A 15393-nucleotide genomic window follows, 5' to 3' on the forward strand; every position below is an offset into this window, starting at 1 on the left:
ATCATGACCGACACCGCTCGCATTCCCGACAAGCCCGCGCTCGAAGGCCTCGAATCGGTCTGGGGGGGCACGTGGGAGCGCGAGGGCACCTACCGGTTCGACCGCGGCACGGCCGGTCGCGAGCAGATCTACTCGATCGACACGCCCCCGCCCACGGCGTCGGGCTCGCTGCACGTCGGCCACGTGTTCTCGTTCACGCACACCGACCTCGTCGCGCGCTTCCAGCGCATGCGCGGCAAGCACGTCTTCTACCCGATGGGCTGGGACGACAACGGCCTGCCCACCGAGCGCCGCGTGCAGAACTACTACGGCGTGCGCTGCGACCCGACCCTGCCCTACGACCCCGACTTCACCCCGCCCTTCGAGGGCGCCGACGGCAAGAGCGTGAAGGCGGCCGACCAGATCCCGATCAGTCGGCGCAACTTCATCGAACTGTGCGAGCGCCTCACGGTCGAAGACGAGCAGCACTTCGAGGCGCTCTTCCGCATGCTCGGCCTGTCGGTCGACTGGACCCAGACCTACCGCACCATCGCCGACGAGGCGCTCTTCACCTCGCAGCTCGCCTTCATCCGCAACGTCGAGCGCGGCGAGGCCTACCAGGCGCTCGCGCCGACGCTGTGGGATGTCACGTTCCGCACGGCCGTCGCACAGGCCGAGCTCGAGGACCGCGAGCAGACGGGCCACTATCACCGCGTGTCGTTCCACCGCCCCGACGGCGGCGTCATCGAGATCGAGACGAGCCGCCCCGAGCTGATCCCGGCGTGCGTGGCACTCGTCGCGCACCCCGACGACGAGCGCTACCAGCCGCTGTTCGGTACGACCGTCACCACGCCCGTCTTCGGCGTCGAGGTGCCGGTGGTCGCGCATCACCTCGCCCAGAAGGACAAGGGCACGGGCATCGCGATGATCTGCACGTTCGGCGACGTCACCGACGTCGTGTGGTGGCGTGAGCTCGACCTGCCCAACCGCGCGATCATCGGGTTCGACGGCCGCATCATCGCCGAGGTCCCCCAGGCGATCACCTCCGAGGCCGGACGTGCGGCCTACGCCGAGCTCGCCGGCAAGACGACCTTCTCGGCGAAGCAGGCCGTCGTGCAGCAGCTGCGCGACTCGGGCGACCTGCTCGCCGACCCCAAGGCCGTCACGCACCCGGTGAAGTTCTACGAGAAGGGCGACCGGCCGCTCGAGATCGTCTCGACGCGTCAGTGGTACATCCGCAACGGCGCGCGCGACGATCAGCTTCGTGAACGGCTGATCTCGCACGGGCGCGACATCGACTGGCACCCCGACTTCATGCGGGTGCGCTACGAGAACTGGGTCGAGGGACTCTCGGGTGACTGGCTCATCTCGCGACAGCGCTTCTTCGGCGTGCCGATCCCGGTGTGGTATCCGCTCGATGACGCCGGCGACCCGAAGTTCGACGAGCCCATCATCGCCACGCGCGACCTGCTGCCCGTCGATCCGTCGTCGGCGCCCGCACCCGGATTCGACGAGGCCCAGCGCGGCGCGCCCGGCGGCTTCATCGGCGAGCACGACATCATGGACACGTGGGCGACCTCGTCGCTCACGCCGCAGCTCGCGGGCGGCTGGGAGCGCGATCCCGAACTCTGGAACCTCGTGTTCCCCTACTCGATGCGCCCGCAGGCTCAGGACATCATCCGCACCTGGCTGTTCTCGACGGTGCTGCGCGCCGAACTCGAGCACGGCGAGAAGCCCTGGTCGAACGCGGCGATCTCGGGCTTCATCGTCGATCCCGACCGCAAGAAGATGTCGAAGTCGAAGGGCAACGTCGTCACTCCCACCGGGCTGCTCGAGCAGCACGGCTCCGACGCGGTGCGCTACTGGGCGGCCTCGTCGCGCCTCGGCACCGACGCGGCGTTCGATCCGCAGAACCCGACCCAGGTGAAGATCGGTCGCCGCCTTGCGATCAAGGTGCTCAACGCGGCGAAGTTCATCCTCGCCTTCGACGGACGCGCCGATGCCCCCGTCACCGTGCCGGTCGATCGCAGCATGCTCGCCGAGCTCGCCTCGGTGGTCGATCGCGCCACGCGTGCATTCGACGCCTACGACCACGCCAGGGCGCTCGAGGTGGGCGAGACCTTCTTCTGGACCTTCTGCGACGACTACCTCGAGCTCGTGAAGGAGCGTGCCTACGGCGCACCGAGCTCCGAGCAGGCCTCGGCGGTCGCGGCACTGAAGACCGCGCTCGACGTGATGCTGCGGCTCTTCGCGCCGGTGATCCCGTTCGCCACCGAAGAGGCGTGGCGGTGGTCGCACGACACGTCGGTGCACCTCGCCTCGTGGCCGACGGGCGACGACCTGACCGCGCGCGGCGAGGCCGGCAGCGAGCTGCTCGAGCTCGCGAGCCTGGCCCTCACCGGCATCCGCCGCGCCAAGACCGATGCCAAGGCATCGCAGAAGACGCCCGTGCTCAGCGCGACGATCGTCGCGCCCGCGGCGTCGATCGCGCTGCTGAACTCCGTGGCGGCCGACCTGCGGGCGGTGGGCCGCATCGCCGAGCTCGGCTTCGTCGAGGGCGAGGCGTTCGAGGTTCGCGATGTCGCCCTCGAAGCGCCGTCGGAGTAGGCAGAACAAGGGGGAATCATGACGTACGAGATCCGACCCGTCACCGACGACGACTTCTTCGGCTGGATGCCGCTCTTCGAGGCGTACTGCCGGTTCTACGAGTCCGAGCTCGACGACGCCAAGGCGCTCACCGTGTGGACCTGGCTGCGCGACGAGCACGACCCGCTCGATGCGGTGCTCGCGATCGACGACGAGGGGCGGCCCATAGGCCTCGCCCACTTCCGCGTCGTGCCCGACTCGCTGCTCGCGACGAGGGCGATCCACCTCGACGACCTGTTCGTCGACCCCGAACACCGTGGCGACGGCGCCGGCCGGGCGCTCATCGAGTACGTGCACGCCCGCGCCGCCGAGCACGGCACCGGCGGCGTGCGCTGGATCACGGCGGCCGACAACGCCGAGGCGCAGAAGCTCTACGACTCGATCGCCCGTCGCACGAGCTGGATCACCTACGAGATGGACGCCTGATGCGGCTCGGAACCCGGTGGGCGTTCGGCGACGAGCCGCCGGCTTCGGTGCCCGCAGAACTGCGTCCGCGGATCGCCGCGGCCGAGGAGCGCGCGGGCGGCGACGGCAGCGGCCGGCACTGGACGCTCACGTGGCTCGAAGGGCGCCCGATCGCCGAACTCGACGACGGCACCGTCGTGAGCGACGTGATCGCCGACGCGCTCGACGGCGACGAGGACTGGTAGCGACCGGCACCCGAGGGCGAACGGGTGCGGCGATCGTCGTCGACCGTGGTGCGGGTCCGATCAGGCGCGACCGAGGATCTCGCCGTGCGGCATGAGGAACCAGCCGTTGTCGTCGGCAGCCCAGTCGCGCCACGCTGCGGCGACGCGCTGCAGCTCGTCGGGATTCGAGTGACCGGACTCGATCGCGTGCGCGGCGAACCTCGACTCGGTGGCGCGCTCGGCCCATGAGCCGCCCCACCATTCACGTTCGAGCGCCGACGAGAACACCCAGGTGCTGCCGCCGACCGCGAGATCGTGGAATCCGGCTTCGCGGGCCCATTGCTTGAGGTGGCGACCGGCGTGCGCGTCTCCACCGTTCCACTCGTGCACGTCGTGGTACAGCTCGAGCCAGCGGCTGAGCCCGACCGATGCGGGGCTCCAGATCACGCCGCCGTAGTCGACGTCGCGGGCCGCGACAAGCCCGCCCGGCTTCAATACGCGACGCCACTCGCGCATCGCGTCGACCGGTCGGGCGAGGTGCTGCAGCACCTGGTGCGCGTGGACGATGTCGAACGTGTCATCGTCGAAGTCGAGTGCGTATGCGTCGCCGACGTGGAAGTCGACATTCGAGACGCCCTCGCTGCGGGCGAGGCCGGTGGCGCGATCGACCACTTCGCTCGAGGCGTCGATGCCGATGACGCTGCCCGGGCGTACCCGCCGGGCGAGGTCGATGGTGATCGTGCCGGGCCCGCTTCCGACGTCGAGCACCCTGGCGCCCTCGCGCAGGTGGGGTGCGAGGTACGCGGCGGAATTGTCGACGGTGCGCCACGAGTGGATGCGCAGGACGCTCTCGTGGTGGCCGTGCGTGTAGGCGTCACGTGGCGCGACTTCGGGCCGTTCGATGTCCATGATCTGAGCCTAGGCTCCCACGCCCTCGCGTGGCGCCCGAAGTAGTGTTGGCGAATGACCGACGACCGGCGCAACCCGCTGCTCGAGCCGAGCCCGTTGCCGTGCGGGCTTCCGCTGTTCGCGCTCATCCGCCCCGAGCATTACCGCGAGGCGCTCGAGCTCGGCATGGCCGAGCAGCGGCGCGAGGTCGACGCGATCACGCGCGATCCCTCCCCGGCGACGTTCGTCAACACGATCGTCGCCCTCGAGCGATCGGGCGCCCTGCTGCGCCGCGTGCTCCCGGTGTTCGAGAACGCGAGCGCGGCCGTCGCCGACGCCGAGATCGACGCCCTCGAGACCGAGTTCGCCCCGCGCCTCGCCGCCCACCACGATGCGATCCGCCTCGATCCGCGTCTCTTCGCCCGCTTCGAGGCGCTTCTGGAGGAAGGCGACCGTCTCGCGCTCGACGCCGAGTCCGCCTACCTGCTCGAACGCCGCCACCGCGTCGCGATGCTGGCCGGCGCCGGTCTCGACGATACGGGTCGCGCCGAGCTCGCCGAACTCAACGAACGGATCGCCGCCCTGACGACCGAGTTCCAGCAGCGGCTCCTCGCCGACACGAATGCGAACGCCCTCCACATCGCCGACGAAGCCGAGCTCTCAGGTCTCGACGACCAGCAGCGCGGCGCGGCGCGTGCGGCAGCCGTGTCGCGGCGGCTCGAGGGGTGGCTGTTCCCCCTCGTACTGCCCACGGTGCAGCCGCTGCTGGCCGCGCTCCATGACCCCGGCGTTCGCGACCGCCTGTTCGCCGCATCGCGCGCCCGAGGATCCGGCGGCGGCCCGCACGACACCCGCGAGACGCTCCTCGAGCTCGTGCGGGCGCGAGCGCGACGTGCTCGGCTGCTCGGGGTCGACAGTCACGCGGCCGCCGTCACCGCGGACTCGACGGCCGGCTCCCCCGAAGCCGTCGACGACCTGCTCGGCCGGCTTGCGCCAGCCGCGCGCGCGAACGCACGACGAGAGGCCGTCGCCCTCGAAGCCCGAGCCGCACGCGACGGGCAGCGCCGCGTCGAGGCATCCGACTGGATGTACCTCACCGAGCGGGTGCGGTCTGACGTCCACGAGGTCGACCTGCAGGCGATGCGTCCGTTCTTCGAGTTCGACCGGGTGCTCGTCGACGGCGTGTTCCGGGCGGCGACGCTGCTCTACGGCATCGAGTTCACGGCGCGCACCGACCTCATCGGGTACCACCCCGACACGCGCGTGTACGAGGTCGCCGACCACGACGGCACCACGGTCGGCCTGTACCTTCTCGACCCGTACGCCCGCGATTCCAAGCGCGGCGGCGCCTGGATGAGCTCGCTCGTCGACCAGTCGGCGCTCGACGGCACCCTGCCCGTGGTCGTCAACAACCTCAACGTCCCGAAACCGGCCCCGGGTGACCCCACGCTGCTGACGTTCGACGAGACCGAGACCCTGTTCCACGAGTTCGGCCACGCGGTGCACGGGCTGCTCGCCCGGGTCGCCTATCCGACGTTCTCGGGCACGAACGTCTTCCGCGACTTCGTCGAACTGCCGAGCCAGGTCAACGAACTGTGGATGCTGCGCCCCGAGATCGTCGGCGCCTACGCGGCGCACCATGAGACCGGTGAGCGGATGCCCCAGCACGTCGTCTACCGCCTGCTCGCGTCGCACACCTTCAACGAGGGGTACTCGACCACCGAGTACCTCGCCGCGGCCGTGCTCGACCAGGCGTGGCATCGGCTGTCCCCCGACGAGGCGGCCGCCGTGACCGATGTCGCCGGGTTCGAGCGCGACGCCCTCACCGAGGCGGGCCTCGACGATCCGCTCATCCCGCCGCGCTACTCGAGCGCCTACTTCGCGCACATCTTCGCGGGCGGCTACGACGCGGGCTACTACTCGTACATCTGGAGCGAGGTCGCCGGGGCCGACATCATGGCGTGGTTCGAAGCGCACGGCGGCGCGACGCGTGAGAACGGCGACCGCTTCCGCGCCGAGATCCTCGCGCCGGGCGGTTCGCGCGACCCGCGGCAATCCGTGCGCTCACTGCTCGGCCGAGAACCGACCATCGAGCCGCTGCTCAGGCGGCGCGGTCTCGTCTAGCGTGTCGATCGACGGACCGCTCGGCGGGAAACGAAACGACCCTCGGCTTCCGTTCGAGGAAGCCGGAGGTCGTGTCCGGTGAGACTAGATGGCGAAGCCGAGTGCACGCATCATGTCGCGACCGTCGTCGGTGATGCGCTCGGGCCCCCACGGCGGCATCCACACCCAGTTGATGCGGAAGGCCTCGACGACGCCGTCGAGCGCCTCTGCGGTCTGCTCTTCGAGCACGTCGGTGAGGGGACATCCGGCGCTCGTGAGCGTCATGTGGATGACCAGCGCGTCGTTCTCGTCATCCCAGCCGAGGTCGTAGATGAGGCCGAGATCGACGACATTGACGCCGAGCTCCGGGTCCATGACGTCTTTCAGCGCCTCGGTGACCTCGTCGAAGCGCTCGGGCGCGAGTGAAGTGACCATGCTGCGAGTCTACCCGCGGCCTATTCGCCCGCGGCCGCGGACTCCGCGACCTGATAGCGGTCGTAGCCCTCTTCTTCGAGCCGGTCGGCGAGCTCGGGGCCGCCCTGCTCGGCGATGCGACCGGCGACGAACACGTGCACGAAGTCGGGCTTGATGTAACGCAGGATGCGCGTGTAGTGCGTGATCAGCAGCACGCCGAGGCTGGTGTTCGCCATCGCCCGGTTGACGCCCTCGGAGACGATCTTGAGCGCGTCGACGTCGAGGCCCGAGTCGGTCTCGTCGAGCACCGCGAAGTTCGGCTTCAGCAGCTCGAGCTGCAGGATCTCGTTGCGCTTCTTCTCGCCGCCCGAGAATCCCTCGTTGACGTTGCGCTCGGCGAACGCCTTGTCCATCTTCAGGTTCGTCATCGACTCGCGCACGTCTTTCACCCACGTGCGCACCGACGGCGCCGTGCCGTCGATCGCGGTCTTCGCGGTGCGGAGGAAGTTCGTGACGGTCACGCCGGGGATCTCGACCGGGTACTGCATGGCGAGGAACAGGCCCGCCCGGGCACGCTCGTCGACCGTCATCTCGAGCACGTTCTCGCCGTCGAGCAGGATCTCGCCCTGGACGACGGTGTACTTCGGGTGGCCGGCGATCGTGTAGGCGAGCGTGGACTTGCCGGAGCCGTTCGGGCCCATGATCGCGTGGATCTCGCCCTTGTTGATGACGAGGTCGACGCCGCGAAGGATCTCGCGGGTGCCCTGGTCGGTCTCGACGTTGACGTGCAGGTTCTTGATCTCGAGCACAGACATGTTCTGGTTGGTCTCTTTCGTTGGTCGGCCGCGCGAGCCGGAATGTTTCAGACGGTCAGCGTGACCGCGGGGTCGATGAGGACGTCGCCGCCCTCGATCTGCACCTGGTAGACGGGGACCGGCTCGTAGGCCGGGAGGGTGAGCGGCTTGCCGGTCTTCAGCGAGAACATGGAGCCGTGGGCCCAGCACTCGAGGGTGTCGTTCTCGACGAAGCCCTCGGCGAGCGAGATGTCGCCGTGCGTGCAGGTGTCGCCGATCGCGAAGATGTCGCCCGCGGCGTCTTTGACGAGCGCGATGGGCACGCCGTCGACGACGACTCGCGACGCCTCGTTCACGGCGAGGTCGTCGACCCCGCACACCCGAACCGCCGCCATGTCAGTTGCCCTGCAATTCGGCTTCGAGCGCGGCGATGAGCCGCTCTTCGAGCTCGGGCGAACCGATCTTCTGCACGATCTCGGTGAGGAACCCGCGCACGACGAGGCGACGCGCCTCGTCTTCGCGGATGCCGCGAGCCATGAGGTAGAACAGCTGCTCGTCGTCGAAGCGCCCCGTGGCGCTCGCATGACCGGCACCCTCGATGTCGCCGGTCTCGATCTCGAGGTTCGGCACCGAGTCGGCACGGGTGCCGTCGGTGAGCACGAGGTTGCGGTTCTGCTCGTAGCTGTCGGTGCCGGTGGCCTTCGGGCCGATGAGCACATCGCCGATCCACACGCTGCGCGCGCCCGCGCCCTGCAGCGCACCCTTGTAGGTGACGCGGCTCTTGGTGTGCGGGGCGTCGTGGTGCACGAACACCTGCTGCTCGAGGTGCTGGCCGGCGTCGGCGAAGTAGAGGCCGAGCGCCTCGACGTCGGCACCCTGCTCGGCGAGGTGGGTCGACGGGTTGACCCGTACGACCTTGCCGCCGAGCGAGACCACGATGTGCTTCAGGAACGAATCCCGGCCGAGGCGCGCGAACTGGCTCGCGAGATGCACCGAGTCGTCGCTCCACTCCTGCAGCGACACGACGGTGAGCGATGCGCCCTCGCCGACCAGGATCTCGACGTTCTCGCTGAGGCGTGCGTCGCCCGTGCCGCGGAGCACGATGAGCGCGCGGCTGAACGGCGCCGCCTCGATGACGGTGTGCGCCGCGCGCGGCGCGGTGCCGAGACCCGAACGGGTGATGACGGCGACCTTCTCGTCTTCGCCCGTGACCGACACGAGCAGCGACTCGCCGAAGGTCGACCAGGCGTTGGCGCTCGCGCGCTCCTCGGGGATGCCGGCCGACCCGATGCGGGCGTCCGTGCGGTCGATCCACGAGATCGCCACGCCCGGGACATCCGCGCCGTCCTGAGCCTGTCGAAGGGTCGTCTCGATCGTCGGGCGCGAGCCGTCGAGTTCACCGGCGGTGAGGTCGGCGAACGCCGCGACGGGCGAGAGCTTCCACTCGTGTTCGCGGCCGTTGACCGGCTCGAAGTCGTCGACGTTCACCGAGCGGAACCGCTCGGAACGCGTCTGCACCGGGACGAATGCGCCGTCGGTGTGCGCGACGAGGCCGTGCTGCTCGGCCGTGGGCATGGCTGTGCTGGTCATCTGGGCGGTCACTCCTAGCCCACCGATCCTTCCATGCCCATTTCGATGAGCTTGTTGAGTTCCATCGCGTATTCCATGGGGAGCTCGCGGGCGATGGGCTCGATGAACCCGCGCACGATCATGGCCATGGCCTCGTCTTCGGGGATGCCGCGCGACATGAGGTAGAAGAGTTGCTCTTCACTGACCTTCGACACCGTGGCCTCGTGGCCGAGCTGCACGTCGTCGACGCGGATGTCGATCGCCGGGTAGGTGTCGGATCGCGAGATCGTATCGACCAGCAGGGCGTCGCAGCGCACCGTGTTCGCCGCGTGGTGGGCGTTCGCGTCGACGCGCACCTCACCGCGGTAGCCGGCACGGCCGCCGCCGCGCGCGATCGATTTCGAGACGATCGACGACTGCGTGTAGGGCGCCATGTGGATCATCTTGGCGCCGGCGTCCTGGTGCTGGCCCGGGCCCGCGAACGCGACCGAGAGGGTCTCGCCCTTGGCGTGCTCGCCCATGAGGAAGATCGACGGGTACTTCATCGTGACCTTCGAGCCGATGTTGCCGTCGATCCACTCCATGGTGGCGCCCTCGGCAGCGGTCGCGCGCTTGGTGACGAGGTTGTAGACGTTGTTCGACCAGTTCTGGATCGTCGTGTAGCGCACGCGGGCGTTCTTCTTCACGATGATCTCGACGACCGCCGAGTGCAGCGAGTCGGACTTGTAGATCGGCGCCGTGCAGCCCTCGATGTAGTGCACGTAGCTGCCCTCGTCGGCGATGATGAGCGTGCGCTCGAACTGGCCCATGTTCTCGGTGTTGATGCGGAAGTAGGCCTGCAGCGGGATCTCGACGTGGACGCCCGGCGGCACGTAGACGAACGACCCGCCCGACCAGACCGCGGTGTTCAGGGCGGCGAACTTGTTGTCGCCGGCCGGGATGACCGTGCCGAAGTACTCCTCGAAGAACTCGGGGTGCTCACGCAGCGCCGTGTCGGTGTCCATGAAGATGACGCCCTGGCGCTCGAGCTCTTCGTTGATCTGGTGGTAGACCACCTCGGACTCGTATTGCGCGGCGACGCCGGCGACGAGACGCTGGCGCTCCGCCTCGGGGATTCCGAGCTTCTCGTAGGTGTTCTTGATGTCGTCGGGCAGGTCTTCCCAGGTCTGGGCCTGCTTCTCGGTGGAGCGCACGAAGTACTTGATGTTGTCGAAGTCGATCTCGGAGAGATCGGCACCCCAGGTGGGCATGGGCTTGCGCTCGAAGAGCTGCAGCGCGCGCTGGCGCCGCTGGAGCATCCACTCGGGTTCGTCCTTCAGCCGCGAGATGTCGGCGACCACCTCGGGCGAGATGCCGCGTCGGGCGGATGCCCCGGCGACATCGGAGTCGGCCCAGCCGAACTCGTACGTGCCGAGCCCTTCCAGTTCGGGGCGGTCGATCAGTACGTCCGTCATGCTCTCCCTCTTCTCCTCCCGTGCGACCGGCTATCAGTCCGGCTCATTCCCCGTCGCGAGTCGAGGTGCTCGCCGATCGGGAGATGATGTGCGGGTGGCGTCAGTGCGAACCTAAGATGGCTGGGTACCCGCATCGCGCGTTGTCGCGCGCCTCGCGGGAATCTCCAACCCTTCGAGTCTACAGGGTCGCCGTGTCGCCGGGTCCGACCACCCAGCACCTGCACAGGGCGCGCCCGGATCAGGATCCACGAGCGTGACCCGCACTCTCCGCATCTTCGCCTGGGCCTCGTTCATCGCGCAGGTGACGATCATCGCGACGGGTGGCGCGGTGCGCCTGACCGGTTCGGGTCTCGGATGTCCCACCTGGCCCACGTGCACACCCGATTCGCTCGTCCCGACCGACGAGCTGAGCTATCACTCGCTCATCGAGTTCGGCAACCGCCTCATGACGGGTGTCGTGGGCATCCTCGCCCTCATCGTGTTCCTGCTCGTGTGGCGCATCCGCCGTGAGCGGCGCGACCTCTTCGTGCTCTCGTTCATCGTCGGCCTCGGCATCGTCGCGCAGGCGATCGTCGGGGGAATCACGGTCTGGACGGGCCTCAACCCCTTCATCGTGGGGTTCCACTACGTCTCGTCGCTCGCGCTCGTGTGCGTGACGGCGGCGTTCCTCGCCCGCATGGACGAGCCCGCCGGACCCCGCGAGCGTGCCGTACCCGGGTGGTACGCGGGCCTCACCCACGCGACGAGCGCCGTGCTCGCCCTCACCATCGTGTTCGGCGTGCTCACCACGGGCTCCGGCCCCCACTCGGGCGACGCCGAGGCCGGCCGAACGGGATTCGACTCCGAGCTGCTCGAGCACGTGCACGCCTGGCCCGGGTACGCGCTCGTCGCGCTCACCCTTGTCCTCGCCGTCGCCGCGTGGCGCCTGAAGCTGCCCACGCTCGGCTGGGTGATCGTGCTGCTCGCCGCCGAGGTCCTGCAGGTCGCCGTCGGGCTCTACCAGGCCCGCAACGGACTGCCGGTGCTCGCCGTCGGGGTGCACATGGTGCTCGCCGCGCTCACCGCCGCGACCATGACGCTCGTCGTGCTGCGCCTCAAGCGGCCGGCTGCGACATCCGACTCGCCCGCCGAAGCGTCCTCGGCGGCGTCCGCGACCGGGACCGCCGAGGCCGGGGCTTCCGCCGCCTGAAGCCTCCCAGGGCCTGAATCCTCACGCCCCGACCTCACTTCCGACGGCCGCGCCGCAATCGCGGAGATCGCCATCAGCTCGGATCCCTACGGTCGAACCGATCCGATTCCGCGGAGTTCGCCGACATTGCGGTCAGCGCCGATGCAGCCCCTGCCCGACGGCGCGGACGATGCCGCCCTGCACGCCCGGCCAGTCGTCGGTCACCTTCGGCCGAGTCAGCCGAGCTGTACAGAGCCGGTGTGCTCAGGACGGTGTTGAGGACGGATGATGCGAACCACAGTTTCGGCGATCGCCGTACCTTCGGAACGATTGGGGCGGTTCCATCCGAAGTCGTGGTGATCGCCGGAGTACCGGCGGCGGCGCCTCTAGAACGGCAGCAGCGGGTCGATGCCGATCGCAAGGAAGAGGAGCGAGAGGTACATGATCGAGCCGTGGAACACCCGCATCGGCGAGACCTGCTCGTGCCGGATCGCGAGGTTGTACAGCCGGTGCGTCTCGTAGATGAACCAGACGCCCGTGACGAGCGCGACGGTCGAGTACACCAGCCCCATCTCGGCGATCGGGATGAGCAGCAGCGAACACGCGACCGTCGCCCAGGCGTAGAGGATGACCTGCAGACCCACCTGCGCGCGACCGCGGACGACGGCGAGCATCGGCACGCCCGCAGCGGCGTAGTCGTCCTTGTACTTCATCGACAGCGGCCAGTAGTGCGGCGGGGTCCACAGGAAGATGATGAGGAACAGGATGAGCGGCGGCCAGTCGAGGCTGCCGGTCACCGCTGCCCAGCCGATCAGCACGGGCATGCACCCGGCGACGCCGCCCCAGACGATGTTCTGCGACGTGCGGCGCTTGAGGATGAGGCTGTAGAAGACGACGTAGAGCAGGATCGCGGCGAGCGAGAGCGCCGCGGCGAGCCAGTTGGTGAACACCCCGAGCCACACGATCGACGCGATGCCGAGCCCGTATGCGAAGACGATCGCTTCGCGGTCGGTCAGTTCGCCCGTGACCAGTGGGCGGCCCTGCGTGCGCTTCATGACGCGGTCGATGTCACGGTCGATGTAGCAGTTGAACGCCCCGGCGGAGCCCGCGCTCATGGCGCCGCCGATGAGCGTGGCGACGAGCAGCCAGAGGTTCGGCAGGCCCTGCTGCGCCAGGATCATGGTCGGCGCGGTGACCACGAGCAGCAATTCGATGACACGCGGCTTGGTGAGCGCGAGGTATGCGGCGAGCTTGCGCCGCACCGTCATCTCAGGTCGCGACTCGCGGGTGTGCACGGCTGCCTTCATCGTTCCTCTTCTGGGCGCGGGCACGTCACGGCGACTCCCCACGCACCCTCATCGAGTCTAGGCCATCTCGGCACCGGGCCACGGCGGCGTGAATGCGCGCGTGCCGGGACCTCACGGCAGCCGGTTGCCGCCGTGAGACACAGCCCGTCACACAAGGCCCGGGATCCATATACTGAGGAATGCGCGCCTCGTGTCGCGGGTTCTCCCCTGACGTCATCCAGACGACGTTCCGGGGCGCTCTCCGCCCGTGGCGGAACCGCGCCAGAACGTCCTCGGCGGGTCGGGGCTGACGGTTCCCGACACGTCACGATCGGAAGGAACAGCACCTCGTGGCAAATCTCCAGTGGGAACCCATCGACGATCGGGCGGTCGACACGGCCCGAGTGCTCGCGGCAGATGCTGTCGAGAAGGTCGGAAACGGGCACCCCGGAACCGCGATGAGCCTCGCGCCCGCCGCGTACCTGTTGTTCCAGAAGGTCATGCGCCGCGATCCGGCCGATCACGCGTGGCTCGGTCGCGACCGGTTCATCCTTTCCGCCGGGCACAGCTCGCTGACGCAGTACGTGCAGCTGTACCTCGCGGGCGACGGCCTCGAACTGCACGACCTCGAGACGCTGCGCACGTGGGGTTCGAAGACCCCCGGCCACCCCGAGTACGGTCACACCGACGGCGTCGAGATCACCACGGGCCCGCTCGGGCAGGGCCTGGCGTCGGCGGTCGGGTTCGCGTACGCCTCGCGCTTCGAGCGCGGCCTCTTCGATCCCGATGCCGCCGCCGGCACTTCCCCGTTCGATCACTTCGTCTACGTGATCGCGGGTGACGGCGACCTGCAGGAGGGCGTCACGAGCGAGGCGTCGTCGCTCGCCGGCCACCAGCAGCTGGGCAACCTGGTCCTGATCTACGACTCGAACCAGATCTCCATCGAAGACGACACGAACATCGCATTCACCGAAGACGTCGCGAAGCGCTACGAGGCCTACGGCTGGCACGTGCAGACCGTCGACTGGAAGAAGACGGGCGAGTACGTCGAAGACGTCGCCGAGCTGCACGCAGCGATCGAAGCGGCGAAGGGCGAGTCCTCGAAGCCGTCGATCATCATCCTGAAGACGATCATCGGCTGGCCGAGCCCGGGCAAGCAGAACACCGGCAAGATCCACGGATCGGCGCTCGGCGCGGCCGAGCTCGCAGCGACGAAGGAGGTGCTCGGCTTCGACCCCGAGCAGAACTTCGTGATCGCCGACGACGTGATCGCGCACACCCGACTCGCCGGTGAGCGCGGTGCCGCCGCGCACGCCGAGTGGCAATCCGCGTTCGACGCCTGGGCCGCTGCGAACCCCGAGCGCAAGGCGCTGCTCGACCGCCTCGAGGCGGGCGAGTTGCCCGACGACATCGAGTCGGCGCTGCCGGTCTTCGAGGGCGGCACCGAGCTCTCGACGCGTGCCGCGTCGGGCAAGGTCATCAACGCGCTCGCCGGTGTGCTGCCCGAGCTCTGGGGCGGCTCCGCCGACCTCGCCGAGTCGAACCTGACCACCATCAACGGCGCGCCCTCGTTCATCCCGACCGAGTGGTCCACGCACGAGTTCGCGGGCAACCCCTACGGCCGGGTGCTGCACTTCGGCATCCGCGAGCACGCCATGGGCGCGATCGTCAACGGCATCGTCCTGCATGGGCCGACGCGCGCGTTCGGCGGCACGTTCCTGATCTTCAGCGACTACATGCGTCCCGCGGTGCGCCTCGCCGCGCTGATGAAGGTGCCGTCGATCTTCGTGTGGACGCACGACTCCGTCGCGCTCGGTGAAGACGGCCCCACCCACCAGCCGATCGAGCAGCTCGCGACCCTGCGCGCCATCCCCGGCTTCACGGTCGTGCGCCCCGCCGATGCGAACGAGGTCGCGTATGCGTGGCTCGAGGTCCTGAAGCGATCGGATGCCCCGGCCGGCATCGCCCTGACGCGACAGAACATCCCGGTGTTCGAGCGGGGCGACGGTGACGCGTCCGGCGACACGCTCGCCGCGGCATCCAACCTCTCGAAGGGCGCCTACGTACTGGCCGAGGCGGCCGACGGAACGCCCGACGTGATCATCATCGCGACGGGGTCCGAGGTGCAGCTCGCCCTCGCGGCGCGCGAGACGCTCGCCGCCGAGGGCGTGCGCGCCCGCGTGGTGTCGGCGCCGAGCCTCGAGTGGTTCGAGGAGCAGCCCGCCGAGTACCGCGAGCAGGTCCTGCCCGCGGCGGTCACCGCTCGCGTGTCGGTCGAGGCCGGCGTCGCACTCACGTGGCAGCGCTACATCGGCGACCGCGGCCGCGCGGTGTCGATCGAGCACTTCGGCGCCTCCGCCGACTACAAGACCCTGTTCCGCGAGTTCGGCATCACGGCGGACGCCGTCGTCGCGGCCGCCAAGGAATCGCTCGCGTCGGCCTGACGCGAGCCCGAAGAGGAGA

General features: G+C 69.1%; 13 protein-coding genes. 6 read left to right on the plus strand and 7 right to left on the minus strand.

Annotated elements, in window-relative coordinates; translation table 11 throughout:
- Window positions 1-3: 3 nt before the first annotated feature.
- The 3 genes from valS to LQ757_RS08080 are packed head-to-tail and all read left to right on the plus strand — an operon-like array spanning window position 4 to window position 3275.
- On the plus strand, window positions 4-2586 hold the full coding sequence (valS, locus tag LQ757_RS08070) for a valine--tRNA ligase (RefSeq protein ID WP_231046706.1): 2583 nt from the start codon (window positions 4-6) through the stop codon (window positions 2584-2586).
- Between the two features lie 18 nt (window positions 2587-2604).
- Complete coding sequence (locus LQ757_RS08075; protein ID WP_231046707.1) at window positions 2605-3051, plus strand: GNAT family N-acetyltransferase; 447 nt, start codon at window positions 2605-2607, stop codon at window positions 3049-3051.
- Window positions 3051-3275 (plus strand): hypothetical protein, encoded by a 225-nt coding sequence (locus LQ757_RS08080; RefSeq protein ID WP_231046708.1) that lies wholly within the window; start codon window positions 3051-3053, stop codon window positions 3273-3275. Before LQ757_RS08075 ends, LQ757_RS08080 begins: the two co-directional genes overlap by 1 nt.
- 60 nt (window positions 3276-3335) lie before the next feature.
- Here LQ757_RS08080 and LQ757_RS08085 read toward each other — a convergent pair whose 3' ends face one another.
- The gene (locus LQ757_RS08085) at window positions 3336-4163 is read right to left on the minus strand and encodes a methyltransferase domain-containing protein (protein ID WP_231046709.1); all 828 of its coding nucleotides are present in this window, start codon (window positions 4161-4163) and stop codon (window positions 3336-3338) included.
- 54 nt (window positions 4164-4217) lie between these two features.
- Here LQ757_RS08085 and LQ757_RS08090 point away from each other — a divergent pair, with 54 nt between their 5' ends.
- Window positions 4218-6266 (plus strand): M3 family metallopeptidase, encoded by a 2049-nt coding sequence (locus tag LQ757_RS08090; protein WP_231046710.1) that lies wholly within the window; start codon window positions 4218-4220, stop codon window positions 6264-6266.
- Window positions 6267-6350: 84 nt separating this feature from the next.
- On the opposite strand, the gene LQ757_RS08095 is transcribed toward LQ757_RS08090, so the two are convergent.
- The 5 genes from LQ757_RS08095 to sufB are packed head-to-tail and all read right to left on the minus strand — an operon-like array spanning window position 6351 to window position 10476.
- A complete protein-coding gene (locus LQ757_RS08095) occupies window positions 6351-6680 on the minus strand; it encodes a metal-sulfur cluster assembly factor (RefSeq protein WP_231046711.1) in 330 nt (109 codons plus the stop codon).
- A 20-nt stretch (window positions 6681-6700) separates the two neighbouring features.
- Complete coding sequence (gene sufC / locus LQ757_RS08100) at window positions 6701-7474, minus strand: Fe-S cluster assembly ATPase SufC (protein WP_231046712.1); 774 nt, start codon at window positions 7472-7474, stop codon at window positions 6701-6703.
- 47 nt (window positions 7475-7521) lie between these two features.
- Window positions 7522-7848 carry a non-heme iron oxygenase ferredoxin subunit gene (locus LQ757_RS08105; RefSeq protein WP_231046713.1) on the minus strand — a complete coding sequence of 109 codons (327 nt, stop codon included), beginning with the start codon at window positions 7846-7848 and terminating at the stop codon, window positions 7522-7524.
- Between the two features lies 1 nt (window position 7849).
- Window positions 7850-9043: a Fe-S cluster assembly protein SufD gene (gene sufD, locus LQ757_RS08110; RefSeq protein ID WP_231046714.1), complete on the minus strand. Its 1194-nt coding sequence runs from the start codon at window positions 9041-9043 to the stop codon at window positions 7850-7852.
- Between the two features lie 14 nt (window positions 9044-9057).
- Entirely contained in the window at window positions 9058-10476 is a 1419-nt protein-coding gene (sufB, locus tag LQ757_RS08115) for a Fe-S cluster assembly protein SufB (protein ID WP_231046715.1), read from the minus strand.
- A 253-nt stretch (window positions 10477-10729) separates the two neighbouring features.
- On the opposite strand from sufB, the gene LQ757_RS08120 reads away from it, so the two are divergent.
- On the plus strand, window positions 10730-11665 hold the full coding sequence (locus tag LQ757_RS08120) for a COX15/CtaA family protein (protein WP_231046716.1): 936 nt from the start codon (window positions 10730-10732) through the stop codon (window positions 11663-11665).
- A gap of 365 nt (window positions 11666-12030) precedes the next feature.
- Here LQ757_RS08120 and LQ757_RS08125 read toward each other — a convergent pair whose 3' ends face one another.
- Window positions 12031-12951: a heme o synthase gene (locus LQ757_RS08125; protein ID WP_231046717.1), complete on the minus strand. Its 921-nt coding sequence runs from the start codon at window positions 12949-12951 to the stop codon at window positions 12031-12033.
- Between the two features lie 329 nt (window positions 12952-13280).
- Here LQ757_RS08125 and tkt point away from each other — a divergent pair, with 329 nt between their 5' ends.
- The gene (gene tkt, locus LQ757_RS08130; protein WP_231046718.1) at window positions 13281-15374 is read left to right on the plus strand and encodes a transketolase; all 2094 of its coding nucleotides are present in this window, start codon (window positions 13281-13283) and stop codon (window positions 15372-15374) included.
- Window positions 15375-15393: the final 19 nt, after the last annotated feature.

The sequence above is a fragment of the Agromyces cavernae genome (assembly GCF_021044935.1).
GTDB classification, from domain to species: Bacteria; Actinomycetota; Actinomycetes; order Actinomycetales; family Microbacteriaceae; genus Agromyces; species Agromyces cavernae.

Coding starts and splice junctions, on each gene's coding strand:
- valS (WP_231046706.1), top strand. CDS start 4: ATGACCGACACCGCTCGCATTCCCGACAAGCCCGCGCTCGAAGGCCTC.
- LQ757_RS08075 (WP_231046707.1), top strand. CDS start 2,605: ATGACGTACGAGATCCGACCCGTCACCGACGACGACTTCTTCGGCTGG.
- LQ757_RS08080 (WP_231046708.1), top strand. CDS start 3,051: ATGCGGCTCGGAACCCGGTGGGCGTTCGGCGACGAGCCGCCGGCTTCG.
- LQ757_RS08085 (WP_231046709.1), bottom strand. CDS start 4,163: ATGGACATCGAACGGCCCGAAGTCGCGCCACGTGACGCCTACACGCAC.
- LQ757_RS08090 (WP_231046710.1), top strand. CDS start 4,218: ATGACCGACGACCGGCGCAACCCGCTGCTCGAGCCGAGCCCGTTGCCG.
- LQ757_RS08095 (WP_231046711.1), bottom strand. CDS start 6,680: ATGGTCACTTCACTCGCGCCCGAGCGCTTCGACGAGGTCACCGAGGCG.
- sufC (WP_231046712.1), bottom strand. CDS start 7,474: ATGTCTGTGCTCGAGATCAAGAACCTGCACGTCAACGTCGAGACCGAC.
- LQ757_RS08105 (WP_231046713.1), bottom strand. CDS start 7,848: ATGGCGGCGGTTCGGGTGTGCGGGGTCGACGACCTCGCCGTGAACGAG.
- sufD (WP_231046714.1), bottom strand. CDS start 9,043: ATGACCAGCACAGCCATGCCCACGGCCGAGCAGCACGGCCTCGTCGCG.
- sufB (WP_231046715.1), bottom strand. CDS start 10,476: ATGACGGACGTACTGATCGACCGCCCCGAACTGGAAGGGCTCGGCACG.
- LQ757_RS08125 (WP_231046717.1), bottom strand. CDS start 12,951: ATGAAGGCAGCCGTGCACACCCGCGAGTCGCGACCTGAGATGACGGTG.